The organism is Thiothrix unzii (genome assembly GCF_017901175.1).
In the GTDB taxonomy this organism is placed as follows: Bacteria; Pseudomonadota; Gammaproteobacteria; order Thiotrichales; family Thiotrichaceae; genus Thiothrix; species Thiothrix unzii.
In genome coordinates this window covers 634,861-658,419 of record NZ_CP072793.1, presented here as the reverse complement: position 1 = coordinate 658,419, position 23,559 = coordinate 634,861, and the positions used below count along the sequence as shown (strand labels likewise).

General features: G+C 50.7%; 25 protein-coding genes. 9 read left to right on the top strand and 16 right to left on the bottom strand.

Annotated features, from left to right (window positions below):
• Positions 1-217: 217 nt before the first annotated feature.
• Positions 218-634 carry an RDD family protein gene (locus tag J9260_RS03520; protein ID WP_210219676.1) on the top strand — a complete coding sequence of 139 codons (417 nt, stop codon included), beginning with the start codon at positions 218-220 and terminating at the stop codon, positions 632-634.
• A gap of 7 nt (positions 635-641) precedes the next feature.
• Here J9260_RS03520 and J9260_RS03515 read toward each other — a convergent pair whose 3' ends face one another.
• On the bottom strand, positions 642-1,187 hold the full coding sequence (locus J9260_RS03515; RefSeq protein ID WP_210219675.1) for an NUDIX hydrolase: 546 nt from the start codon (positions 1,185-1,187) through the stop codon (positions 642-644).
• Between the two features lie 99 nt (positions 1,188-1,286).
• Here J9260_RS03515 and J9260_RS03510 point away from each other — a divergent pair, with 99 nt between their 5' ends.
• From J9260_RS03510 to J9260_RS03490, 5 genes are all read left to right on the top strand, one after another.
• Complete coding sequence (locus tag J9260_RS03510) at positions 1,287-2,768, top strand: leucyl aminopeptidase (RefSeq protein WP_210219674.1); 1,482 nt, start codon at positions 1,287-1,289, stop codon at positions 2,766-2,768.
• Positions 2,765-3,193, top strand: coding sequence for a DNA polymerase III subunit chi (locus tag J9260_RS03505; RefSeq protein ID WP_210219673.1), 429 nt, complete (start codon positions 2,765-2,767; stop codon positions 3,191-3,193). The genes J9260_RS03510 and J9260_RS03505 overlap by 4 nt, the downstream gene beginning before the upstream one ends.
• A 17-nt stretch (positions 3,194-3,210) precedes the next feature.
• Positions 3,211-3,543 (top strand): hypothetical protein, encoded by a 333-nt coding sequence (locus tag J9260_RS03500; RefSeq protein ID WP_210219672.1) that lies wholly within the window; start codon positions 3,211-3,213, stop codon positions 3,541-3,543.
• An 89-nt stretch (positions 3,544-3,632) separates the two neighbouring features.
• Positions 3,633-4,676 (top strand): efflux RND transporter periplasmic adaptor subunit, encoded by a 1,044-nt coding sequence (locus J9260_RS03495; RefSeq protein ID WP_210219671.1) that lies wholly within the window; start codon positions 3,633-3,635, stop codon positions 4,674-4,676.
• Positions 4,673-7,738: an efflux RND transporter permease subunit gene (locus J9260_RS03490; RefSeq protein ID WP_210219670.1), complete on the top strand. Its 3,066-nt coding sequence runs from the start codon at positions 4,673-4,675 to the stop codon at positions 7,736-7,738. Before J9260_RS03495 ends, J9260_RS03490 begins: the two co-directional genes overlap by 4 nt.
• A gap of 58 nt (positions 7,739-7,796) precedes the next feature.
• On the opposite strand, the gene J9260_RS03485 is transcribed toward J9260_RS03490, so the two are convergent.
• Positions 7,797-8,459, bottom strand: coding sequence for an SH3 domain-containing protein (locus J9260_RS03485; protein WP_210219669.1), 663 nt, complete (start codon positions 8,457-8,459; stop codon positions 7,797-7,799).
• A gap of 186 nt (positions 8,460-8,645) precedes the next feature.
• On the opposite strand from J9260_RS03485, the gene miaB reads away from it, so the two are divergent.
• On the top strand, positions 8,646-10,007 hold the full coding sequence (miaB, locus tag J9260_RS03480) for a tRNA (N6-isopentenyl adenosine(37)-C2)-methylthiotransferase MiaB (protein ID WP_210220703.1): 1,362 nt from the start codon (positions 8,646-8,648) through the stop codon (positions 10,005-10,007).
• A gap of 19 nt (positions 10,008-10,026) precedes the next feature.
• Complete coding sequence (locus tag J9260_RS03475; RefSeq protein ID WP_210219668.1) at positions 10,027-10,557, top strand: GlcG/HbpS family heme-binding protein; 531 nt, start codon at positions 10,027-10,029, stop codon at positions 10,555-10,557.
• A gap of 75 nt (positions 10,558-10,632) precedes the next feature.
• On the opposite strand, the gene J9260_RS03470 is transcribed toward J9260_RS03475, so the two are convergent.
• From J9260_RS03470 to J9260_RS03405, 14 genes are all read right to left on the bottom strand, one after another.
• Entirely contained in the window at positions 10,633-11,271 is a 639-nt protein-coding gene (locus tag J9260_RS03470; protein WP_210219667.1) for a tetratricopeptide repeat protein, read from the bottom strand.
• Between the two features lie 18 nt (positions 11,272-11,289).
• Entirely contained in the window at positions 11,290-12,045 is a 756-nt protein-coding gene (locus J9260_RS03465) for an SDR family NAD(P)-dependent oxidoreductase (protein WP_210219666.1), read from the bottom strand.
• Positions 12,035-12,706: an iron-containing redox enzyme family protein gene (locus J9260_RS03460; protein ID WP_210219665.1), complete on the bottom strand. Its 672-nt coding sequence runs from the start codon at positions 12,704-12,706 to the stop codon at positions 12,035-12,037. The genes J9260_RS03465 and J9260_RS03460 overlap by 11 nt, the downstream gene beginning before the upstream one ends.
• 2 nt (positions 12,707-12,708) lie before the next feature.
• A complete protein-coding gene (locus J9260_RS03455) occupies positions 12,709-14,094 on the bottom strand; it encodes an AMP-binding protein (protein ID WP_210219664.1) in 1,386 nt (461 codons plus the stop codon).
• A complete protein-coding gene (locus J9260_RS03450; protein ID WP_210219663.1) occupies positions 14,091-14,798 on the bottom strand; it encodes a thermostable hemolysin in 708 nt (235 codons plus the stop codon). Before J9260_RS03450 ends, J9260_RS03455 begins: the two co-directional genes overlap by 4 nt.
• A gap of 199 nt (positions 14,799-14,997) precedes the next feature.
• The gene (locus J9260_RS03445) at positions 14,998-16,299 is read right to left on the bottom strand and encodes an NAD(P)/FAD-dependent oxidoreductase (RefSeq protein WP_210219662.1); all 1,302 of its coding nucleotides are present in this window, start codon (positions 16,297-16,299) and stop codon (positions 14,998-15,000) included.
• Positions 16,300-16,311: 12 nt separating this feature from the next.
• Entirely contained in the window at positions 16,312-16,611 is a 300-nt protein-coding gene (locus J9260_RS03440; protein ID WP_210219661.1) for a c-type cytochrome, read from the bottom strand.
• A gap of 144 nt (positions 16,612-16,755) precedes the next feature.
• On the bottom strand, positions 16,756-18,066 hold the full coding sequence (locus J9260_RS03435) for an ATP-binding protein (protein ID WP_210219660.1): 1,311 nt from the start codon (positions 18,064-18,066) through the stop codon (positions 16,756-16,758).
• A gap of 1 nt (position 18,067) precedes the next feature.
• Complete coding sequence (locus J9260_RS03430; RefSeq protein ID WP_210219659.1) at positions 18,068-18,736, bottom strand: response regulator; 669 nt, start codon at positions 18,734-18,736, stop codon at positions 18,068-18,070.
• A gap of 9 nt (positions 18,737-18,745) precedes the next feature.
• Positions 18,746-19,357 (bottom strand): cytochrome b/b6 domain-containing protein, encoded by a 612-nt coding sequence (locus tag J9260_RS03425; RefSeq protein WP_210219658.1) that lies wholly within the window; start codon positions 19,355-19,357, stop codon positions 18,746-18,748.
• Between the two features lie 12 nt (positions 19,358-19,369).
• Positions 19,370-19,918: a diheme cytochrome c gene (locus tag J9260_RS03420; protein WP_246499610.1), complete on the bottom strand. Its 549-nt coding sequence runs from the start codon at positions 19,916-19,918 to the stop codon at positions 19,370-19,372.
• 11 nt (positions 19,919-19,929) lie between these two features.
• A complete protein-coding gene (locus J9260_RS03415; RefSeq protein ID WP_210219657.1) occupies positions 19,930-20,343 on the bottom strand; it encodes a DUF1924 domain-containing protein in 414 nt (137 codons plus the stop codon).
• 95 nt (positions 20,344-20,438) lie between these two features.
• Positions 20,439-21,689: an NAD(P)/FAD-dependent oxidoreductase gene (locus J9260_RS03410; protein ID WP_210219656.1), complete on the bottom strand. Its 1,251-nt coding sequence runs from the start codon at positions 21,687-21,689 to the stop codon at positions 20,439-20,441.
• Positions 21,690-21,738: 49 nt separating this feature from the next.
• Entirely contained in the window at positions 21,739-22,767 is a 1,029-nt protein-coding gene (locus J9260_RS03405; protein WP_210219655.1) for a c-type cytochrome, read from the bottom strand.
• 238 nt (positions 22,768-23,005) lie between these two features.
• Here J9260_RS03405 and J9260_RS03400 point away from each other — a divergent pair, with 238 nt between their 5' ends.
• Positions 23,006-23,530, top strand: coding sequence for a helix-turn-helix transcriptional regulator (locus J9260_RS03400; RefSeq protein ID WP_210219654.1), 525 nt, complete (start codon positions 23,006-23,008; stop codon positions 23,528-23,530).
• Positions 23,531-23,559 lie beyond the last annotated feature (29 nt).

Below are 23,559 nucleotides of genomic sequence, written 5' to 3'. Positions count from 1 at the left end.
CATATGTGTCTGACCGACGCTTAATTATAGGCGTGAAACCCAGCTACCTTAAGGACTTAACTCAACAAAAGCGTTTAAATCCGCTATAGTCGGCAACCTGTGTCCAATGCAGCAAGGTATGGTCGATCATGCTCTGCTGTGACCCCGACGACAATCCTGACCCTTATTACAAAGAACGCCTCCAACTTATCCTTCTACAATTCAAGGACGACAACATTTGAACACTGCTGAACCCGCCACTCTCCTGCGTCGCCTCGGCGCAGTCCTATACGACACCGTGTTAGCTGGTTTCAGCGTGGTGATCGTTGCTGCGATTCCTGCTTATGCTTTCACCGCGTTGACTGGGGCGAAAGTGCCGGACGTGTTAATGATTTTGCTGTATATCGCGCTGACGTATGGCTTTTTCGGTTGGTTTTGGACGCACGGCGGGCAAACGCTGGGAATGCGTGCGTGGAAGTTGCGCGTCGTCACTGCCACCGGACAGCCGATCAACTGGAAACAAGCACAGTTGCGTTGCACTTGGGCTGTCATCAGTTGGGCTGCATTGGGCGTGGGGTTTTTGATTGCGTGGTTCGACTCCGACCATTTGACTTGGCATGACCGCTTTTCGCAGACACGCCTCGTAAAGATTTAAGCTCGACTTACTCGGCGGGTGATTTTGCCAAAAAGGCCAGATTGTGAACCGGGAAGCTGCCTTGTTTGCGGTCGTTAAAAAAGCATTCGAGTGTTTTGCGCACCGAAGCAAACGCCAGCTCTTGCCAAGGGATTTCGTGCTCGTAAAATAGGCGCGTTTCAAGGCTTTCTACACCGGGGGAAAAATCGGTGGAGGCCAGTTCACAGCGGTACAGCATATAAACCTGACTGACGTGCGGGATGCTAATCACGGTATACAAATGCAGATTTTGTAAGCGTGCGTTAGCTTCTTCGTGGGCTTCGCGGGCAGCAGCTTGTTCGGTGGTTTCACCATTTTCCATAAAGCCAGCAGGCAATGTCCACAAGCCGTGGCGCGGTTCAATCGCACGGCGACACAGCAACACCTGATCGTTAAATACTGGCAACGCACCTGCAATAATCTTGGGGTTTTGGTAGTGAATCGTGCCGCACGCATCACACACATGGCGTAACCGCTCGTCATTTTCGGGAATTTTGAGGCTGACGGTTGCACCGCACGCACTGCAATACTTCATGCTGAGTCCTTCGTGAAAAATGGCTGACGCTATCTTACCCGATTTGAGGTGTTTTTGGTGTAAACTCCCTACGCACAAGAACTATCGTAAGGATACTGCATGAACTACCATTTCGAGCCTTCCGCCAATGCTGCAACGCTGCACACTGACTGCGTGGTGGTGGGTATTTATAAAGATGCGAAAATGACCGCTGCTGCTGCCCAATTAGACACCGCAAGCAATGGCGCGATTCACAACCATTTAGCACTGGGCGATTTTAACGGCGAGAAAGGCCGCAGTGTGATGTTGTACCAACTCGCGGGCGTTACTGCCAAACGGGTACTGTTGGTCGGGATGGGCGAAAAAGACAAGCTCACCTTAGAAATTTTAGCAGCCGCCACCCAAGCAGCGGTCAATGCCCTGAAAACTGCAAAAGTCGCGAATGTCATTGCATTCTTGACCGATGAAACCCGTGCTGAATATGTCGATGCTGGGGTGCGCCAGTCTGTAACCACCATTGCCGACACGCTTTACAGCTTCAACACCCACAAAAGCAAAAAAGACGAGCCGCCCACGTTAAGCGCGTGGACTTTAGCGCACACCACCGCCGGGGATTTCAGCACAGCAGTCAATCAAGGTGTCGCTATTGCCAGCGGAATGCAGTTATGCCGTGACCTCGCCAATAGCCCAGGTAACGTTTGCACCCCCACCTATTTAGCCACGACCGCGCAAGCCATTGCCGACACCTCCGGCTTGGTGGAATTAACCGTACTCGAAGAAAGCGATATGGAAACCCTCGGCATGGGTTCCTTCTTGTCGGTGTCCAAAGGCAGCATTGAACCGGGAAAAATGATTGTGCTGCAATACAACGGTGGCAACGCTGGCGACGCACCCTTGGTATTGGTCGGCAAAGGCATTACCTTTGATACCGGCGGCATTTCGCTCAAACCGGGCGCGGCAATGGACGAAATGAAATTCGACATGACCGGAGCCGCCAGTGTGTTGGGGGCAATGCGTGCCTGCGTGATGATGCAATTACCGATTAACCTCGTTTGCGTGGTAGCAGCGGCGGAAAATATGCCCGGTGGCAAAGCCAGTAAACCCGGTGATATTGTGACCAGCATGTCGGGGTTAACCATTGAAATCCTTAACACCGATGCCGAAGGCCGCTTGGTGTTGTGTGACGCCCTGACTTACGTGGAACGCTTTAAACCGTTTGCGGTGATTGACGTAGCGACGCTGACCGGCGCGTGCATTACCGCATTGGGACACCACACCTCCGGGTTATTGAGCAATAACGACTCATTGGCAAATGAAGTTTTCCAAGCCAGTGAACAAGCCAGCGATGCGGTATGGCGTTTACCGATGAACGATAAATATCAAGACCAGCTCAAAAGCAACTTCGCAGACATGGCGAATATCGGTGGCGCACCGGGCGGAACCATTACCGCCGCGTGTTTCTTGTCACGCTTTACCGCCAATTACCCTTGGGCGCATCTCGACATCGCCGGAACCGCATGGCGTAGTGGTGCTGCAAAAGGTGCAACCGGACGACCCGTGCCGTTGTTGTGTCAAATTTTGCTGAATCACGCTAAACCATGACGCGCGTTGATTTTTACGTGGGGAAAACCACCAGCTTACAAGCACGGCTATTACTCGCTTGCAAGCTGGTGGAAAAAGCCCATGTGCGCAAAATGCACACCTACATCCACACCGATGCAGCCACTACCAGTGCGCAACTGGACGGGCTGCTGTGGACATTTAACGAACTGGCGTTTATTCCACACGCACTCGCGCCTTGCACTGATGACAGCGTTAAAGTGCGGATTGGGCATAACTTTGAACCGATGGAAAACTGCGATTTTCTGATCAATTTATCCAACGAAGTGCCGCCGTTTTTCTCGCGTTTCGAGCGTTTAGCCGAAATTCTTGATCAGGAAGAGCCGATATTGCTCGCTGGTCGTAAACGTTACCTGTTTTATCGGGATCGTGGCTATAATCTTGAATACCATCAACTTCAGCTTTAGCACGTAACACGGTTGCAATGAAACAGGACTTTGACAAAACCATCCGCATCCCGGTAATCACCGATTTGGTACGGGGTGGCGACCCAAAAATCATTGCGCAAAGCCATAATCCGCACGCCAAGCAACAACGCCGCGCCGCTTTTGAGCAACGTTTAAGGGATCGCATCTCGGAATTGCAAGCCGCTACCGGACAGGATGAATACGCCGGTTTAGCCCGCGCCCACGCTATCCGCTCCGAATCCAATAAAAACATTCCATTGGCAAATACTCAGATTGACCCAGCCTTCGAGCGACATATCGACAAAGCGCGTGATGAGCTAATCCGCGAATTATCCAGCCTGCTGAAATAACCCCGCCCTGCTTCCCTCCTTAACCACTTGCATCCAGCTACTCCACGCGGGTAAGATGTGCCTAAACAACTGACTGGCAGTCATTTAAGATGAAAATACCCTCCGTTTTAGCGTTATCCCTAGCGACTAGCTTGCTGTTCTCCTCCGCCACTTGGGCAGCGGATGAAGCCAAACCTAACACCCCAAACCCTGCGTTAGCGGTAACATTGACTACCCCTCAAAACGCGAAATGGGCAACACAAATTACCGCCAGCGGTACACTTGCGCCTTGGCAGGAAGCGGTAATTGCCTCCGAAATCAGCGGCTTGAGGATTACCGAGGTGCTGGTTGATGTTGGCGATCAGGTTAAAAAAGGTCAGGAACTCGTTAAGTTATCGCAAGCAGCAGTGCTGGCGGATGTCGCACAAAAACAAGCCAGCCTTGCCGAAGCACGCGCCAATGCCGAACGCGCCCGCCGTCTGAAAACCACGGGCGCGTTACCTGCGCAACAAATTGATCAATATTTAACGGGTGAAGCCGTGGCACAAGCCGCTCTCGAAGCCCAGCAAATCCGCCTTAACCAAACCCGTATTGTTGCCCCGGATAGCGGCGTAATTGCCAGCCGCGCAGCGACTTTAGGCGCGGTTGTACAAACCGGCACGGAACTGTTCCGCATGGTGCGTCAGAATAAGCTGGAGTGGAAAGCCGAAATCGCAGGCTCAGATGTTTCGCAAATCCAAGCAGGACAAAGCGCGGAACTTAAGCTTCCCAGCGATGAAACGGTGACAGGCGAAGTGCGCATGATTGCCCCCACACTTGACCCGAACACCCGCAACGCCATTGTTTATGTCAGTTTGCCAACCGATAGCCCAGCTAAAGCGGGGATGTTTGCCTCAGGCGTAATTCGCACAGGTTCCAGCCAAGCCTTGACCGTGCCACAAGCGGCGGTGATTTTGCGTGACGGCAATCATTACGTGTTTACACTGGGTGCTGAAAATCGTGTCAATCAACGCCTCGTAAAAACTGGGCGCACCTTACAAGGGCAAACCGAAATTACCGACGGGCTGGATGCCACTGCGCAAGTAGTTGCCAGCGGCGGCGGCTTCCTCAATGACGGCGATACCGTGCAAGTGGTCACTGGGGCTAAACCATGAACGTTTCCGCATGGTCAATCCGCAACCCTGTCCCGGCGATTTTACTGTTCGCGCTGCTGACGTTTTTAGGGGTTAAAGGCTTTCAAGCACTCGGTATTCAAAACTTCCCCGACATTGATTTACCGACAGTTATTGTCAATGCCTCGCTGGAAGGTGCAGACCCGGAACAACTCGAAAGCGAAGTTGCCCGCAAAATCGAAAATCAGCTTGCCACCATTACCGGGGTTAAGCACATCCGCACCACCTTGACCGACAGTTCGGCAAGTATTGCGACAGAATTTGACATTAACAAAGACACGGAAATTGCCCTCAACGAAGTGCGCAATGCCGTAGATACCATTCGTGCCAACCTCCCCGCGCAAATGAATGACCCGGTGGTTTCCAAAGTAACCACGGCGGGCAGCGCGTTAATTACATTCACTGTCGCCTCTGAAAACATGGATGAAGAGGCGTTATCGTGGTTTGTGGATAACGACATTACCCGTCAGGTCATGGCAGTCAAAGGCGTGGGTAAAGTCTCGCGGGTAGGCGGTGTCAATCGCGAAGTCCGCATCGACCTCAACCCCGCACTCATGGCGGGCATGGGTGTAACCGCTGCTGACGTTTCCAGCCGTTTAGGGCAAATGCAACAAGATTCCCCCGGCGGACGCGGAGATGTCGGCGGTGGAATTCAGTCGGTACGCACTTTGGGACGAGTCGGCACAGCGGCTGAACTCGGTGCTATTGAAATTCCGCTATCCAACGGACGGCATGTGCGGTTGGATCAAATTGCACAGATTAAAGACACTGTAGCAGAACGCTCTACCCACGCGCTGCTGGATGGCAAATCCGTGGTGGGGTTCCAAATCACCCGCGTCAAGGGTGCGAGTGAAATCGACGTAGTAGCCGGGGTGCGGGCAACGGTGGCGACATTTGCCACCGCTCATCCGCAGGTACAGATTGCTGAAGCTTACGACACCATTGAGCGGATTCAGGCTAACTACACTGGCTCCATGCACTTATTGTACGAAGGTGCGGCACTGGCTATTTTGGTGGTGTTTTTGTTCTTGGGGAATCTTCGCGCCACGTTGGTATCCGCCGCAGCCTTACCATTGGCGATTATCCCCACTTTTGCTGCAATGCAATATTTCGGTTTTTCCCTCAATATCCTCACTTTACTGGCTTTGGCCTTGGTCGTCGGGGTATTGGTCGATGATGCTATTGTGGAAGTGGAAAACATTGAGCGGCATTTGCGCATGGGTAAAACGCCCAAACAAGCCGCGATTGAGGCCGCTGATGAAATTGGTTTAGCGGTCATTGCCACTACGTTTACCCTGATGGCGGTGTTTTTACCAACCGCATTTATGGGCGGTGTGCCGGGTAAATTCTTTAAATCGTTTGGGATTACCGCTGCGGTCGCGGTGTTTTTCTCGCTGGCAGTGGCACGACTACTCACCCCAATGATGGCGGCTTACTGGCTCAAACCGCACCCGGAAAAACCGGTCGTCGACGGCTGGTTTATGCAGCGTTATATGCGAGCTGCGGGCTGGTGTTTACAGCACCGTGTTATTACGCTGGTGGTGGCGATTGCAATTTTTGTGGCTTCTTTGCAAATTGTGCCGTTATTGCCCAAAGGTTTCGTGCCGCCCGCAGATACCGCACTCACCTCGGTAACAATGGAATTACAACCGGGTAGCACGTTAGAAGAAACTTACGCGATTGCTGAACAGGCGCGGAAATTGCTGGAGCCGTTACCCGATGTGAAACAAGTATTCACCTTGGTTGGTGCAGCCAGCGGGGTCAGCAGCGGCCCAATCAGTGAAGGCGGCGGCTCGGATGTGCGCAAAGCCACCCTGACACTAGAACTCACTACCCGCGAGGAGCGTTCCCGTAAGCAAACAGCGGTGGAAGCGGAAATCCGTCAGACCCTGAAATCGTTACCCGGCGTGCGTTACACCGTCGGTTCTGGTGGTTCTGGCGATAAAATGCAGGTGGTGTTAGCCAGCGACGATGGCAATTTACTATTAAGCACTGCGCAAAGTGCTGAACGGGATTTGCGCACCTTGCAAGGTATTGGCAATGTGGTGTCAGGGGCGAGTTTACAACGCCCAGAAATTCACATTACCCCCAATTACGCACGCGCGGCTGAGTTAGGGGTGAGTACCGAAGCTTTGGGTAGCGTGGTGCGGATTGCTACCAGCGGGGACTTTTCCACACGTTTACCGAAATTGAATTTACCGCAACGCCAAGTGCCGATTCGGGTGCAATTTGATGAAGCAATGCGGGCAGATCTCGACACGTTAAGGCAATTGCGGATTCCGGGGCGCAATGGTTCCGTACCGCTGGCAGCCGTGGCGGAGGTGCAATTAGGCAGTGGCCCGGCACGCCTTGACCGCTTTGACCGGATGCGCAATGTCAGCATCGACGTGGAATTAAACGGTTTACCCGTGGGGCAAGTAACTACGATGGTGGAAAAATTACCGTCGTTACAAGCCCTGCCACCCGGCGTGATTCGCCAAAGCTCTGGCGATGCGGAACGTATGGCGGAACTGTTCGGCGGTTTCGGGGGCGCGATGTTAATTGGGGTGCTGTTGATTTACATTGTGTTAGTGTTGCTGTTCCACGATTTCCTGCAACCGATTACGATTTTGGCAGCTTTACCGCTATCGGTGGGCGGGGCATTTTTAGCCTTGCTGGTAACGGGCAGCAGTTTCTCAATGCCTGCGGTCATTGGGTTATTGATGTTGATGGGGATCGTCACCAAAAACTCAATTTTGCTGGTGGATTACGCAGTGATGGCGCGGGAACGTGACCAGAAAAGTCGCGTGGAAGCCCTGCTTGATGCTTGCCACAAACGTGCAAGACCTATCGTTATGACCACGATTGCAATGGGCGCAGGCATGATGCCGACTGCATTGGGGCTGGCGGCTGACCCTAGCTTCCGGCAACCGATGGCAATTGTGGTAATCGGCGGGTTGATTGCTTCGACGTTTTTGAGCTTGCTGGTGATTCCGGTGGTGTTCACCTTTATTGATGATATTTTGGGATTAACACGGCGGATACGAGGAAAGACGAGCGGGTAACGGCTATTTTTTACCCCTTGCGGGATACCCCGCAAGAGGCTAAAGCTGGCGATTGCGCTTAACGCTGAACCTTACAGCAACCCGAATACACTTTACGGTTATTGATCACCGCAGTAATCGCATAAGGGTATTTCACGTCTGACATACCGTCGCTGCACGCTTCCACTTTCTGCAAAAATGCCTGCGTAGTATTAACGCCACTTGCACCCGCAATAACGGCGATGGTTTGATCGTTGGCAGAAGTCTGGCGGAACGTAACTGGCACGGTGTAATCAGGGCCGTCCATCATATCGACTTTCAAATCACGCTCGGCAATCGTCATACCCCAAAACGGTTCAGTACCAGAACATTGCATGACTATGCCACCCGCTGATGCTGGCGGTTGTGGGCTAGGTTGCGTTGGCGGTAAATTGGTGCTGGTAGTGAGGTAAGTTTTGCTCACCCAACCGCCCTTGCCTGCCCAATACACTTTTGCCCAAGTGGTGTTACCCACCCGCTTTTCTTCGCCGGTAGCCACGACACCCGTAGCATTCGCAGGAATCTTAGTCACTAGCGAATTGTTCGTACCCGCACCAGAGCGCATATTCAAAAACTGCCCAGCCGTTACCCCACGCACTGAATAAACGACGACATCAGCCGCCTGCACAGGTTGGATGCTCACACCGACCGTTAGTAAAGATACGGCTAACACTGAAGCAGCCATCAACAAGGGTTTTTTCATAATAACCTCCGCGTTATCAAACAGTAAATTCCTGACACTATTGGGCATATAGGTGGAGTTTAGACGATTTTTCTCAAAAACCGACCATTCGTGCAGTATTTAAGCAACTGCACTCGCACGGGTTTTTGTTAAGCCGCTGTACACGGTATACAATGGCGCGTTTCAATGCTCAATATGACGGATACGATGGCTGGCAAAATCTTTATCGAAACCCACGGATGCCAAATGAACGAGTACGATTCCGCAAAAATGCTGGACGTACTCCACCACGCACAAGGTATGGAACTCACCGACGACCCGGAACAGGCGGACGTGTTGCTGATGAACACCTGCTCGATCCGTGAAAAGGCGCAGGAAAAGGTCTTTTCGCAACTGGGACGCTGGAAAAAGATCAAAGACAAACGCCCGCACGTGGTTATTGGCGTGGGTGGTTGTGTCGCCAGCCAAGAAGGTGACGCGCTGCGCACCCGCGCTCCGGTGGTTGACGTGGTATTCGGGCCGCAAACCTTGCATCGTTTGCCGGAAATGATTCGCCAAGTCCGCACCGATCACGCCCCCGTGGTCGATGTGTCGTTCCCCGAAATCGAAAAATTCGACAATTTGCCCGAACCTCGCGCCGACGGCCCTACCGCTTTCGTATCCGTGATGGAAGGTTGCAGCAAATATTGCACGTTTTGCGTTGTGCCTTATACCCGTGGCGAAGAAATTTCGCGCCCGTTTGATGATGTGCTGGCAGAAGTGGCACAGCTCGCAGCACAAGGGGTACGTGAGGTCAATTTACTGGGGCAAAACGTCAATGCGTATCGCGGTAAAATGCACGACGGCTCGATTGCTGACCTTGCGTTGCTGATTACTTATGTGGCGGCGGTGGATGGCATTGACCGGATTCGTTACACCACGTCGCACCCTAATGAATTCAACGACAGTCTGATTCAAGTGTATGCGGATGTACCGGAATTAGTGAGCCACTTGCATTTGCCGGTACAAAGCGGTTCCGACCGGATTTTGGCGGCGATGAAACGCAATCACATGGTGCTGGAATACAAATCCAAGATTCGCAAACTGCTCAAGATTCGCCCTGATTTATGCATGTCTTCCGATTTCATTATCGGCTTCCCCGGTGAAACGGATGATGATTTTGAAGCCACCATGAAACTTATCGAAGACTTGGGTTACGACAACAGTTTCAGCTTCATTTACAGCGCACGCCCCGGCACACCTGCGGCAAACTTACCTGATGATGTGCCGATGGAGGTCAAAAAAGCGCGATTACAACGCTTACAACAGCGCATTCTTGAGCAAACCCACGCGATTAGCGCAAGCATGGTCGGTACGGTTCAGCGCGTATTGGTAGAACGCCCCGCCCGTAAACACGAGCAACTAGCCGGACGCACCGAAAATAACCGCGTGGTTAATTTTGATGGACATCCGCGTTTAATTGGCAAATTTGTCGACATTCGCATTACCGAAGCCATGCCAAACTCGTTACGCGGCACGGTGGTCGCAGTGGAAAGCGCGGATACGCGGATGTTAATGCAAGCGGTGTAATGATTACTAAGGAGGCATCATGAACATCACACAATACACAAAAATCGCTACGGTGGCGGTATTACTACTCGGTTTAAACAGCACATACGCTGAAGACAGCAAAGACGCAGCCAAAGCCCCTGACATGCTTGCAGTCAAACAAATCGGCATGGAATTGGCTTTAGACATTGCGCGTGAATCCGTGCTGGCGTGCCGCGCTCAAGGTTACAATGTAGTAGCCGTCGTGGTTGATCGCAGTGCAGCGGTGCAAGCGGTCTTGCGTGACACCCTCACCCCGCGCTTTGCCCTGCAAATTGCCGAGGAAAAAGCCAACGCAGTGATTATGTCTGGGGTCAATTCTGGTGAGTTCCGTAGCAGCCGCGCCGACATTAAAGACGAAATGAACGAAGTCGACGGCATCACTATGCTGGAAGGCGGTTTGGAAATCGAAAGCGGCGGCTCATTACTGGGTGCAGTGGGAGTCAGTGGTGCGCCCGGCGGTGATAAAGATGCAGCCTGCGCTCAGGCGGCGTTGGATAAGCTTGCGGATCGGCTGGAGTTGATGGATTAAAACCACTGAATCACGTGAAAACGGAGGGCAGTGTTTGCCCCCGTTCCGCGTTGACTGACGATCAGAAGTGGCAGTTTACTTTTGTGCTTTGGCTAAAGCCTGCTTGATTTCCTGACGACGACCCGTATCAGCCACCTGCCTACCGGGACGATCTGGGGCATTTAACGCCGCATTCAGATAAGTAACCGCTTCATCATAACGCTTAGCTTGCAACAGAAAATCACCGTAGAAATAGTTGGCGTCAATACTATTCGGGTTAATTTTCAACGCCGCTTTCAGATGCTCCTCAGCCTTAGTATCGTCCCCAAATGCCACAGGCCAACCCGGTACTTGGTAATACAATGATCCCAATGAAGCTTGCGCCGAACCATCCAATGCCGTCGGATTAAGTTGCAATGATTTCTCAAATAAGGCTTTGGCTTGTTTAACATTCCCTAACGCGGACATACCTTTCACAATGCCCGCATCCGTCGCCAGAATAATCCCCTGCCAAATCAGGAGTTCCGCACTGTTCGGATTAGCAGCAACGGCTTGTGCTGCTGTTTCTTCCAGTGCGTGAATGGCTTGTAATTTGGCATCTTTGCCAGATAGCTGGTATTTGATCCGCGCCCATTCTTGCTGTAATTCCGCGACATCACCGGCTGCATGAGCAAGTGTTGAAAAAGTCGTTACTGCTATCAGACACAAACCCAATAAGGTTCTGGTAAGTTTCATATCAATCGCTCCGTATAATTACACTTTGTAAAATTCAATGATCTCGTCAGCAATGTCGCGCTTGCTTACCAACGCGCGGTCAACCAAACCGGGTAGTACCGCATTCAGGCGCATGAAAAAACTTTCCGGCTGACCAATCGCCACATGCTTGCGCTTATGCACAATGGCATCGACAATAATTTGAGCTACGTGCTCTGGTGAGTCATTAATCACCTTGGTACGGCGATGTAATTCCTCAATCGCAGCATTGTTCAGCGGGGTCTTGACCGCGCGTGGGGAAACATGGGTAACGCTAATACCCTTGCCTGCGTATTCACGCCGCAGGGCTTCGGAAAAACCTTTCAAACCGGCTTTCGTTGCAGAATAAGTAACAAAATGCGGGAATGCTAACGCGCCGAACACCGAGCCAATGTTAACAATTTGCCCCTCCCCACGTTCTAACATGCCGGGAATAACGGCTTGTGCTAAGCGTATCGGCACTTCAAGGTTAACGATCAGCATGGTACTGAGATGTGCGGCTGGCTGTTCAGGGAAATGTCCGAAATACATCAAGCCTGCTAAATTGATGAGAATATCAACCTGATGCAGCCGTAATGTTTCACATAAGGCATCCAGTTCATCCGTATCCGCGAGATTGGTAACACGTGTATTATCGCCAGCAGTCCGGTCGATAATCAGGACATGCGCACCTTGCATCCGCAACAGCGAGGCCAATAACGCACCAATGCCGCCATTGCCGCCAGTAAGAACAATGCGTTTCCCGTTAAGCGGCATATTTAACCTCCGCATTCATCGGGATACTCTGCAACACATTGGCAAACAGCCGAAAGGTATTGCGAGCAACTTCAATAATCGCTGCTTGATCTGCTGCATCATCTATCCGGTTAACTAACTGCCGGAAAAATTCCATGTGGCTGATGTCCAGCGTTCCGTGCGATTGCAAGTAGGTGAACGCCGTCGCAGGCAAACCCAATGCAAGCTGGATAGTATTTGCACCTTGAGTAGCAAGTCGGATGGAGGTGCTTTCCAGCATAAATACCATACCCAGAAAACCCACCGGATTGTGGCGGTTAATGTAATCGTAGTTGTAGGCCACCAGCACTTGCGTTTCGAGATGAGGAATAGAACGGCGGGCAACCTCCTTATCGCCCCCTGCTGCTTCGATGTCATTTAGAATCCATTCCTCATGACCTTGCTCTTCGTTGATGTATTCGGCAATGACCGCGTGTAGCCATTTTTTCTCTTCTGGCAGCTGCACTCCCATAGCCATCAGGAAACGGATGGTATGCCTAACGTGGTGATAGGCTTGTGTCAGATAAGCGCGGTAAGTGTCAACACTGATTTCCCCGCTCAAAGCACTGATCAATTGCGGTACGCGGTATAAGACTTGACGTTCAGATTCAGTGGCTTGCACGAGTTGCTCGTAAAAATTCATGCTTATTTTCCTTCACAAAGTAAATGGTGATATTGCTTGGCAATGACTTCGCGACGCGGGCGACCATTGCCGGTTAAGGTTCCATCCGCCAAGGTAAAAGGCGCAGTTGGATGAAACACTTGGATGCGGGCATATTCTGGCAAATGGTGGTTTGCCCGCTGCACGGCCTGATTCAAATCGACTTGCGGACTTAGTGGGACAAGTAAGGCAGTCAAATACGGTTGCGCATCGCCAAACACGACTGCTTGAGCGATTTCGGGTTGGCTGAGTAAGGCACTTTCCACCCATTCCGGTGAGACATTACGCCCGAATGAGGTAATCAATAGATTTTTCTTGCGGCCTGAAATATGCAGAAAGCCATCGGCATCCACGTAGCCAAGATCGCCAGTGGCAAACTTGCCATGATGAGCTGATCCTAAATAGCCAAGAAATGCTGGGTTATGAATTAGAATCTCACCCTCCTCGCAGGAGAGCTCAATGTGTGGCAGTACTTTACCCACTGCCCCGGTCAACGCTTGCGCAGGTGTATTTAGTGCGACCACAGAAGCGCATTCGCTTAAACCGTAACCTTCATAAACAGGTAAGCCGACAGCCTGAGCCTGACATAGCAATTCCGGCGCAACCTTAGCACCGCCCACCGCTAAAAATTTCAGATCCGGTAACCTAACTTCGGCCTGCATTAGCGTATACGTTAGACCCCGTAACAATTCAGGCACGAGAATCGCGGAACTAATGCGCTTGGCGGTCAGATTCAATGCTAATTGTTGGAAATCGGGCTGAAACGGATTGCTCATACCGATTTTCGCAAGACTATAAACATGACAAGTTGCACCTGCGAATAACGCCGAATACACCCCAGCCACATTTTCCAGCAAAATAGCCAATGGTAAGATGGCCAGGTGGTCGGATGCATAATCAGCACCAATCACTGTTACCAAACTTTGTACAACCTGTTCCAAGTCTTGCTGCGACAAACACACCCCTTTGGGCGTACCCGTCGTCCCGGAGGTAAAGGTGATTTTGCCTGTACCTTGCGGCAAATCCACCGTATCCCGCAATCCGCTGGGAATCAAACCCTGCGCGGTCACAAGATGATCAATACCTGCACTACGGATAACGTGTTGGGTTTGCTGTTGCGTAAAAAAAGCAGGCAACGGTACGCAGATAATACCTGCTGCTACTGTCGCCAAATCCCACAGAACCCAGTCCGCACTGTTATCTAATTGAATACCAATAACACGGCACTGTTTGCTTTGAATCTGCGCTGCCTTTTCCGCAATGCGGTTGGGCAATTCAGCGTAGGTGATCTGATGATTACCGTCGGTCAAGGCAATACGTTCTGACAGGTTATGTGCATGTTGCCCCAGCTTTACCAGCAACATACTCATGAAAGCATCCCCGTGTGGTAACGCAGGGGCATTTGGTTTTCGTATACCGAACCCAAGGTACGATGTAAGCTTTCCACCCCACGTGCTACCGAACCTGTGAGGACACAAGGGCAAGTAGCGTAATAGCTGCCCCAATCGTCATTATCGGACTGTAATTGTGTTTGTTTAGCGTCACACACAGTTTGCGGTTGCAGACCCAACATTTTCAAATGGCGGTATAAATCCTGTGTACCCGTCACTACCGTGTATTGAATTTGTTTAAATGCCAAATAAGACGCTAATGCGGCGTACAAAAATACGGATGCGCCGCTACCCATAGAGGCAAGGCTACCGATTTCCACAATATCGCGCCGAGTAACGGATTTGCCGTATAAAACGCTCAGTTCCTGCTCAATCGGGGTGCTGGTGTATTGTTCCAGAAACAACGCTTCTTTATGCGCGTAACGAAAACCTGCCGCCGCTAGGATTTCTCCCACTTCATTACTAACGCTGATTAGGTAGGGATAATGGATGCTGATGTCTGCATGATAAGCTTCATGAAACACCCCTTTAATGAAACGTTCTACCTTTGCACGGTTAGGATCGAGATTACCGGTTATATCAATGGTCTTGGGGCTAATATGGCTGATTTTGGCAACCCGACGACTTTGAAAGCTCAGCTTTGCCGTCGCCAGGTCATTCTCACGTAGGTATAAAGACAACATCAAATTTGTTCCTTGTCAAACTGTGGCGAAGTTCATGCAAAGCAATCTAGTCTCCGACACAAGCCACAACAAGCGAACAAACGTCCCTATCAGACAGATGTTATAAGCGTGGGAAAATGGGGATGAATACGTAAAGCCATGTAGGTGGAATGACCTATAGGGAAAACGGAGACATGATGGTCATGCCTCCGTTGGCTTTTTAAGCGAAGGTATCAGACATCAAATTACTGAACCATTTGAGCATTTCTTCGTGGTTATCTTTATTGATACCACTGGATTCCGTAACACCATTACCTGTTGGCAACATCGTGCCTGTTGCAGGATCATAGCGATAAACCACGGACAGCCAAGAAGCCGTTGTGTTGGTAATCGGCGTGTAACAGGCGGAATTGGTCATGGGAGACGGGTTAACCGCTTCGCCACGTAACAAATGCACAATCGCATCCGCACACACTTTAGCTTCAGCATTAGCAATGTGCCCTGCTTTTGGCTGGGTAGTTGCAGCAGCATCACCGATAACGTGAATGTTAGGTACAGTATTAGATTCATAGCTCAATACATTTACCCCAGCCCAACGCCCGCCAACACTGGCAAGTAGTGGGTTATCGGTAATGATTTTGCCTGCTTTATGCGGCGGAATGGCATTAACAACCTTGCCGGAGAAACTACCTACGCTAGTGTTAACCTTGCTGATACTGGTAGTAGCGTCAATGCTGCTGATGACTGCATTTGGAACGTATGTAATGTTTTTGTGAATCGTTTTGAAGGCATATGTGAAGTTTTCCACTTCGGCTTGAATACCGGGATTGGCATCCAACACCAGTACTTTCGCGCCCTTGGTTTTTGCAGTGCGCGTCAAATAATCAGCCACCACACAAGCACGCTCATACGGCCCCGGCGGGCAACGGTAAGGCTTCGCCGGAATGGTCAGGATGAATGTATCCGTTTTGGTCATGGCCTTAATCTGGGATTGCAAAGAAGTGGTTTGCACCCCTGCTTTCCACGCATGTACCACCTTGGCTTGAGCAGCAGCAGTGCCTGACATCGGTAACGCATCAAAATCAATTCCCGGCGCAATCACCAAACGGTCATAGAGCAATTTGCTCCCATCGTTGAGCAGCACTTGCTGACCTGTCGGATCAATAGCCACCACGGATTTAGTGATGAGTTTAACGCCATACTTGCTGGTCAATGTGCCGTACTTGTACGACAACTGCGTCAAAGTACGTTCACCAGTCAGCACTTTGTTACTGAAAATATTGGAAATATAGGTGGGATTTGGCTCAACCAGCGTGACTTGCACCCCCGTTCCGCCCCACAAGCGTAAATACTTAGCGACAGTCGTGCCTGCCATGCCACCGCCAATAACGACAACTCGACCATTCGCGCCGGTATTACCTGGCATGGTGGGGCCCGTCGCCGCAAGAAGATTACCAAACGGAGCCATCATCCCCAGTGCAGCACCAGCACTGAGATAGTGTAAAAAGTCTCTGCGTTGCATATTGCGCCCCGGTTATTTTGGTTGTTTAGAAAAATAGTCAGCGATCAACTTGATCTCTTCAGCGGTGTAAGCCTGCGCGTGGACAGCCATAATGTCCTTGCGGGCAGGTTCAAACTGCATTTCCTGTAATTCATCGACAATTTCGGAAACTCTTTCACCTGCCAGATGTTCCATGCCGTAGCCATCAGTACCGTGGCATTGGAAACAGTTGGCGGCAAGTGTACGTCCGGGGTGATTAAGTGTGGCGGGGTTTGCATAGGCAAAAGCAGGCAACAGTAAGCATACTGTTGTGATAATCAACAATCGTTTCATGGGGTTTCCCTCGCTGGTATCATGGTCGAAGTGGCAAGTTTATTGGGGTCATTAATTACTTGCATCGGTCAAATAATACATTGAATAGCAATTGCGTATAGTCAAATCATATAGGCTATTTGTCCCATAACACTCGTTATCTGACTAAAAAGTGACAACAACACCCAAACCCTGTCCTTCAACCGAAGTCACCTGAACCTGCGCCTGATGAATTTCGGCGATACGTTGCACAATGGATAAGCCCAAGCCGCTCCCGCTAACCGATGTACCGAGAGCGCGGTAAAAGCGTTGGGAAATTTTCGCCAGTTCCGCTGCGGGCAAACCTTGCCCATCGTCACTGACTTGCAGAAACGGTTTGCCCGCTTGTTGCCCGATAGTGACTTGGACTTGCGTACCTGCGGGTGTGTAACGCACTGCGTTATCCAATAAGTTACGTAACAGCACTTGCAATAATGCAGGTAAACCGCGCACATGGATGTCATCACCCTCCAACAACGCCAATTGAATCCCCGACTCCACTGCTTGCGGGGCAATATCCGCGATGACACTCGCTGCTAAACTGCGTAACGAGCAATCTTGCAATAGCTGGGTATCGGCATGTTCCAAACGCGCTAACGTCAATAACTGCCCGATTAAATGCGTGGCGCGATTACAGCCGTGAATCGCATTATCCAATGCCCGCTTGCGTTCCAAGGGTGTGGTTGCACCTTGCGCCACCTGCACTTGGGCTTTGATCGCAGCAACGGGGGTGCGTAATTCGTGGGCGGCATCAGCCGTAAAGCGGCGTTCGTTTTCGATCAGTTTACTGGTACGGGCAAACAAGTGATTGAGGCGTTCAATCAGCGGCATCACTTCGCGTGGGGCTACCACCGTCAAAGGTGCAAGATTATCTGGTTGGCGACTGGCAACAGCTTGCGTCAACTTCACTAAGGGGCGCAGGCTTACCGCGACTATCCACCACAGCAAACCCGCGAGAACCGGTAAGGTTAGCAATAGCGGGAGTAACAGTCTGCCGGTAATGTCACGCGCCAATTCATCGCGCATTTCGACCAATTCCGCCACATGGATGAGCAATTCCCCGGAACGATCCCACTTACTAAACACGCGCCAATGTTGCCCGTCGATGAATGAATCACTGAAACCTTGTTCATTACCCGCGAACGGCACAGCCGGTGCATTGGCGGAATGCAGTTTTAGTTCGCTACCCTCTTCCCAGACCTGGAAAGCCACGCGACGGGAATACTTGTGTAACAATGGCGCGTGTTTCTCATCATCATCGTCTTCTAATTCGTGGGCAGATTGCGCAATCAACAGCGTGGCTGATTGCTCTAAGTGTGCATCTAACACTTCATTGAGTTCGTGCTGGGCATCGTAATACGTGAAAGTCGCTGCCCCCATCCACACCAACGTTACTGCCGCTAATACCAACAACAATAAACGTTGCCGTAATGACATCTCACACCGCCTTCGCACGAGGAATTAAGTAACCGACACCACGGATGGTTTCGACCAATCCGGGGTAAAGCTTGCGGCGCAGGTGATGGATGTGGACTTCCACCGTATTGCTTTCAACTTCTTGCCCCCACGCATAGAGTTTGTCTTCGAGTTGGGCGCGAGACAACACCCTGCCTGCATTCAGCATCAGTGCTTGCAACACCGTGAATTCGCGGGAAGCCAACTCCACCAGTTCCCCGCGATACCTGACCTGATGCCCAGCCGGATCAAGTTCTACCTCACCCACACACAACACCGGGGTAGCGTGACCATTAGCGCGGCGAATCAGGGCGCGTAACCGTGCAAACAGCTCACCCATATCAAACGGTTTCACGAGGTAATCATCCGCACCTTGATCCAAGCCCTGAATACGGTCTTCCACCGTATCACGCGCCGTCAGGATTAACACGGGTAACGTGGATTGACGTTGGCGTAAGCGTTGCAACACGTCCAGCCCCGATAACCCTGGCAAACCCAGATCCAACACCACTGCCGCATAAGCTTCGGTAGCCAATGCATGATCAGCTTGTAAACCATCGCGCACCCAGTCGACCGCATGACCATCCTGTTGCAGCCCCGCCTGAATCGCATCACCCAACAGGGCATCGTCTTCCACCACCAATATGCGCATGACCCCAACCTATTGCAGATAAACACCAAGAAACACCAGCATTACCACCAACATACTGATACCCAGCCAAGTGTAATGGTGCGGAATGCTAACCGCATTGATGGCTTGCTTGTAGCCGTTAAACATCGCACGTACCAGATTTTCCTTGTGCAACACGCTACTGACCAGCACTCCGGCAATATGCACGCCCACTACCAGCAACATCACATTGGCGGCGATTTCGTGTAATTCCTCAAACCAATCTTCGTCGCCAATTTCCCAATACAGCCCTAAGCCACTGACACTGATCAGCAAGCCCAAGGCCAGCAATAAGAAAATCGCCACGCCCCCGGCTGGGTTATGCCCCACGTAATGCTGCGGGTGTGGGCTAAGTAAAGCACGCAAGTAAGCAACGATTTCAGCCGGTTTAAACCAAAATGCGCGAAAACGCACATAAGCCGTGCCGACTAATCCCCACACCAAGCGAAACACCAGCATTCCTAAGAACACATAGCCCAACGCCAGATGGATGTCGCGGTAACGCTCGGATTCAGCCGTCAAATAAGCACCCGCAAAAGACAAGGCGAACGACCAGTGGAATACACGGGTGGGTAAATCCCAAACTAAAATACGTTGCAACATAACATTATCTCCTTACTTTGGGATGCGCACGTTATCTTCGTCAAAGTTGCCTTTATCCGCACTGGTATGGCACGCCATGCAGTTGGAGGCACTTTTGATGGAATCTCGCTTCCACGTCGCGGGGGATATTTCGTCGTGTTCATGCTTGAACCAACCCGTTTCGGTAATGCGCAACACTGGCTTTGCACCGCTATCGGCTTTACGTGATGTCCCCGCATTGGCCTCAAGGAAAGGTAGGATTTCAGCAATCGTCGCTTCATCCAAACTCGCATCCGTGTCGAAATGCTTATCCAGCGTACCCATCATTTCTTTCCACGAAGCGGCAGACAACAAGCCGGGCGGATAAGCCATGTGACAAGCACTGCATTCTGCTTGAAAGGTTGCATTGGTAGCGGTGAGCATACGCCCTTTTGTACCACCGTCGCGCCCTTCGTGTGATTCACTGCGTTCGCGGCCTTCGTGTTCGTCATCATCGGCTAATACTTGCATTGCGCCAAAACCGGATAACAATAAGACCGCCAACGTCACCGCAACCGTGGATTTTTTTGCGTTGAATAACATTGAGTAACTCCTTACTGAATTGCCATTAAATACGTCAACACATCGCCTTTTTCCAACGATGTACATTCACGATCCAGCACATCGCCGCAGTTACGCTTAAACCACTTTTCCACTTTTTTGATTTCAGTGAAACGTTCGGCATTAGCGGAAGGGGCTAACGGGTCAATCGCTTTATCCGTTTTAGCGTGTTTGCCCGGATCAGCAGGGTTGGACGTATGGCAACTGGCACAGCTCCAGTCATTACCGTGGGTATTATTGAAAAACAGCTTACCACGTTCGGCATTAAAGCCTTGGAAATCAGCCGCTTCGGTTTTGGCTTGTGCGCTGTAACCGTCAAGTATCACTTGTGGCGTTTCAGCAAATACGGCACTGGCTAAAAAAACGCTGCAAACAGTCGCAGCTTGTAAGTATCGGGGCAACAACATAATAACCTCTCTTGGGTATGAATCATGCTGCTATCTTGCGCCCCGACTCTTAAAGAAGCCTTAAGGAAAGCATCCTCTACGGCACAAGAGAATTGTTAGGCAAAAGTGTCAGCAAACAAACTATTAGCCCAATCTAACATCCTACGGTAGTTTTGAGCGGTGTGTGTTGTTGCTTCGCCGCTGGATTCAGGGACAACTTTCATCGTTCCCGTCGTTGCATCATAAGCGTAAACAGCCGTTAACCACGAAGCCGTTGTTGCTGTGATGGGGCTATAACAAGCCGAGTTAGTCACAGGAGCAGCGAATGGCGGTGCATTGTTTAGTAAACGTAAAATGGCATCGGCACAAACTTTCGCTTCTGCATTGGCAATATGACCTGCCTTGGGTTGTCCTGTACCTTGTGAGTCGCCAATAACGTGAATGTTTGCAATGGCGGTTGATTCATAGCTAAGCGGGTTAACGCCCGCCCACTTCCCACCAACATTGGCTAAACCAGTGGTATGAATAATTTCACCCGCACTTTGCGGCGGAATAACATTGAGGACATCGGCGCGGTAATCGCCCAAACTGGTATGCGCAATGCGTTGATCAGAGTCGACCGATTGGAGTACCGCATTAGGCACATACTCGATAATGCCGTTGTAAGTCACATTGAAAGCCTGACTAAACGTCTGGCGTTCCGCCACAATGTCGGCATTAGCATCTAAAATGGTGACAGTTGCACCGGGTTTATTAGTGCGCAAGTAATCAGCTATTACGCAAGCACGTTCGTAAGGCCCCGGTGGGCAGCGGTACGGTGCGGCTGGAATAGTCATCACAAATTTGCCGTTATTAGGCATAGCAGCCAATTGCTGTTGCAGTAAGGTGGTTTGTGTTCCGGCTTTCCATGCGTGAGGAATGCGATTGCTATCCAAACCGGCGACATTTAAAAATTGCACACCGGGAGCGATAATCAAGCGGTCATATCCGAGTGTTGTGCCATTGCGTAAGCTGATCGTTTGGTTTTGACCATCGACGCTATTCACCCAGTCGTTAATAACCCGGATACCGTATTGCTGCGCTAAGATATTGTAGTTAAAGGTAATTTGACCGAGGTTCATTTGATTATTCAATACCAAATTACTCAAGATGCAGGAGTTGTAATTGGCGTTGACTTCAATGAGTGTCACATCCACCGCTGTTGACCAGTGGCGCAGGTATTTTGCAGCCGTTGCCCCGGCAAAGCCGCCACCAATGACGACAATGTGTGGGCGGATAATGGCTGCTTTTACAATGTTCGGGAACGCTCCCGCTACAGATGCCAAGCTAATAGTTTTCAAAAATTGGCGACGATTAAAGCTATTCATGGTAATAAATCCGGTAAGTAATAAAGTTAAAGGTGATTGGTGTCAGAAATTAATCGTCGTCGTCACCATCGCCATCACTATCATTGCCACCTGTGCTATTTCCACCGTATCTGTTAGCAAAGTAAGCAGCAATAGCTTGAATTTCACTGTCGGAATAACCTTTAGCTTGGCGGTGCATAATGTCGTTTAGGTTAGTGCTGTATTTCATTTCTTGCATTTCACTGGCAATTTCACCAGCTTCACCTGCTAGTCCTTCAATGCGGCTGACTGAGCGGCCTTCAGTGCCATGGCACTGAAAGCATTGTGATGCCAGTAAACGTCCACCATCCGGTACAATAATATTGCTGTTACCGCCACCGACAGGGGTGTTGTCACCGTCGTTGTCACCATCATTATCGTCGTCTGAATCTTCGTCATCACCCAGACCATCATGGTCGCTGTCGAAGTCGTTATCCGTCAAATCCGGCGTGCCGTCACCGTCATCGTCGTCATCGTGACGGTTAGGAACGTGATCGCCGTCATCATCTTCATAGGTATCAATGATGCCATCCCGGTCGGTATCCATCGTATCAGCAAAGATACTATCAACAGTTGCGCTCGTAGGAGCATCAATATCAAACGGCGCATCCTCAACGCCGTCACTATTACTATCTGCCCGCATTGCTATGCGGCTCAATTTGAGATCGACATAACCCAAATTGACATCGCTACCCGCTACACCGCTGAAAGCAATACTGGTCGTCGTGCCACGTCGCAGACGAATAGGCGTTACGACCCGATTGTTCGGATCATTTTCGTTGGTTATCATGACAAGGCGACATTTGACACCCTGAGGCAAATTGAGGGTGAAAGGGTGTTGTGCACTACCGTTTTGAACAGATTGCGTACTGTAAACACGATTATCGGAGCAAAATGCTTCAATGAGAGTGCCGGGAACGCTGCCTGTAACCGCAAAAGTCGTTGTTGTGGGTGTCGTCGGTGTTGTTGTAGTAGTCGTTCCGCCACCGCCCCCACCGCCGCAGGCAACCATGAGCAGGCTAGTGGTGAGCATCAAGCCGGTGCTTTTCAAAGGTTTCATCGTTTCTTCCCATCATGATTATTCGATAGGTGAAACTGTATAATATGCTACCTTGATTAAACATCAGGCATATGGCGTTAATGTTCCGTGAGCTTATGCGCCATGTGTACTTAGGTGATATGTCTCATGACTAAGGCAAATGCTTCATTAACCAATAACCGCTCCGACTCTTAAAAAAGCCTTAAGGAAGGCATGACACACTGCACACTATGAAACGTTACTAGAGGAATAATCCACCATGCGCCACACCCGTGAAACCTTCTTCGTTGTCCTGCTGATTGTCATCACACTGCTCAATATTTACGACTTTTACAACGACTACCAAGAAAGCGACCATAGCTCGTTGCACCTCTGGGTTGAAGCACTGATTATTTTTGGTTCACTGGTGGGTATCAGTTCCCTAATCCACGAAAACCGCCAACGCCGCCAGGAAGCCGAAAATCTACGCCTGCAATTGAGCAGTACCCGTACCGACTTGAGCAACACCCGCAAAAACTTAAGCGAACTCAATGACAAGCTGAGCCAAGCCAGCCAGCAATACAGCGAGGTGATACAAGAACAAATGAGCGCGTGGGACTTCACCCCCAGCGAAAAAGCCGTGGCCTTGTTATTACTGAAGGGTTTGAGTTTTGATGAAGTAGCCGCCGTGCGTGAAACCAAAGAAAAAACCGTGCGGCAACAAGCCAGTACGATTTACCGCAAATCCGGTCTGAACGGGCGGCATGAGCTTGCTGCTTGGTTCTTTGAAGACTTTTTAAACTAATCAACCATCGGGCAAACCTCCTATAGGCG

Bases quoted from the DNA above. Each gene is read 5' to 3' on its own strand.
- J9260_RS03425 (WP_210219658.1), bottom strand. From the start codon at position 19,357: ATGTTGCAACGTATTTTAGTTTGGGATTTACCCACCCGTGTATTCCAC.
- J9260_RS03455 (WP_210219664.1), bottom strand. From the start codon at position 14,094: ATGAGTATGTTGCTGGTAAAGCTGGGGCAACATGCACATAACCTGTCA.
- J9260_RS03400 (WP_210219654.1), top strand. From the start codon at position 23,006: ATGCGCCACACCCGTGAAACCTTCTTCGTTGTCCTGCTGATTGTCATC.
- J9260_RS03490 (WP_210219670.1), top strand. From the start codon at position 4,673: ATGAACGTTTCCGCATGGTCAATCCGCAACCCTGTCCCGGCGATTTTA.
- J9260_RS03410 (WP_210219656.1), bottom strand. From the start codon at position 21,689: ATGAATAGCTTTAATCGTCGCCAATTTTTGAAAACTATTAGCTTGGCA.
- J9260_RS03430 (WP_210219659.1), bottom strand. From the start codon at position 18,736: ATGCGCATATTGGTGGTGGAAGACGATGCCCTGTTGGGTGATGCGATT.
- J9260_RS03435 (WP_210219660.1), bottom strand. From the start codon at position 18,066: ATGTCATTACGGCAACGTTTATTGTTGTTGGTATTAGCGGCAGTAACG.
- J9260_RS03440 (WP_210219661.1), bottom strand. From the start codon at position 16,611: ATGAAACGATTGTTGATTATCACAACAGTATGCTTACTGTTGCCTGCT.
- J9260_RS03445 (WP_210219662.1), bottom strand. From the start codon at position 16,299: ATGCAACGCAGAGACTTTTTACACTATCTCAGTGCTGGTGCTGCACTG.
- J9260_RS03475 (WP_210219668.1), top strand. From the start codon at position 10,027: ATGAACATCACACAATACACAAAAATCGCTACGGTGGCGGTATTACTA.
- J9260_RS03515 (WP_210219675.1), bottom strand. From the start codon at position 1,187: ATGAAGTATTGCAGTGCGTGCGGTGCAACCGTCAGCCTCAAAATTCCC.
- J9260_RS03405 (WP_210219655.1), bottom strand. From the start codon at position 22,767: ATGAAACCTTTGAAAAGCACCGGCTTGATGCTCACCACTAGCCTGCTC.
- J9260_RS03470 (WP_210219667.1), bottom strand. From the start codon at position 11,271: ATGAAACTTACCAGAACCTTATTGGGTTTGTGTCTGATAGCAGTAACG.
- J9260_RS03505 (WP_210219673.1), top strand. From the start codon at position 2,765: ATGACGCGCGTTGATTTTTACGTGGGGAAAACCACCAGCTTACAAGCA.
- J9260_RS03415 (WP_210219657.1), bottom strand. From the start codon at position 20,343: ATGTTGTTGCCCCGATACTTACAAGCTGCGACTGTTTGCAGCGTTTTT.
- J9260_RS03460 (WP_210219665.1), bottom strand. From the start codon at position 12,706: ATGAATTTTTACGAGCAACTCGTGCAAGCCACTGAATCTGAACGTCAA.
- J9260_RS03510 (WP_210219674.1), top strand. From the start codon at position 1,287: ATGAACTACCATTTCGAGCCTTCCGCCAATGCTGCAACGCTGCACACT.
- J9260_RS03500 (WP_210219672.1), top strand. From the start codon at position 3,211: ATGAAACAGGACTTTGACAAAACCATCCGCATCCCGGTAATCACCGAT.
- J9260_RS03485 (WP_210219669.1), bottom strand. From the start codon at position 8,459: ATGAAAAAACCCTTGTTGATGGCTGCTTCAGTGTTAGCCGTATCTTTA.
- J9260_RS03420 (WP_246499610.1), bottom strand. From the start codon at position 19,918: ATGTTATTCAACGCAAAAAAATCCACGGTTGCGGTGACGTTGGCGGTC.
- J9260_RS03495 (WP_210219671.1), top strand. From the start codon at position 3,633: ATGAAAATACCCTCCGTTTTAGCGTTATCCCTAGCGACTAGCTTGCTG.
- miaB (WP_210220703.1), top strand. From the start codon at position 8,646: ATGGCTGGCAAAATCTTTATCGAAACCCACGGATGCCAAATGAACGAG.
- J9260_RS03465 (WP_210219666.1), bottom strand. From the start codon at position 12,045: ATGCCGCTTAACGGGAAACGCATTGTTCTTACTGGCGGCAATGGCGGC.
- J9260_RS03450 (WP_210219663.1), bottom strand. From the start codon at position 14,798: ATGTTGTCTTTATACCTACGTGAGAATGACCTGGCGACGGCAAAGCTG.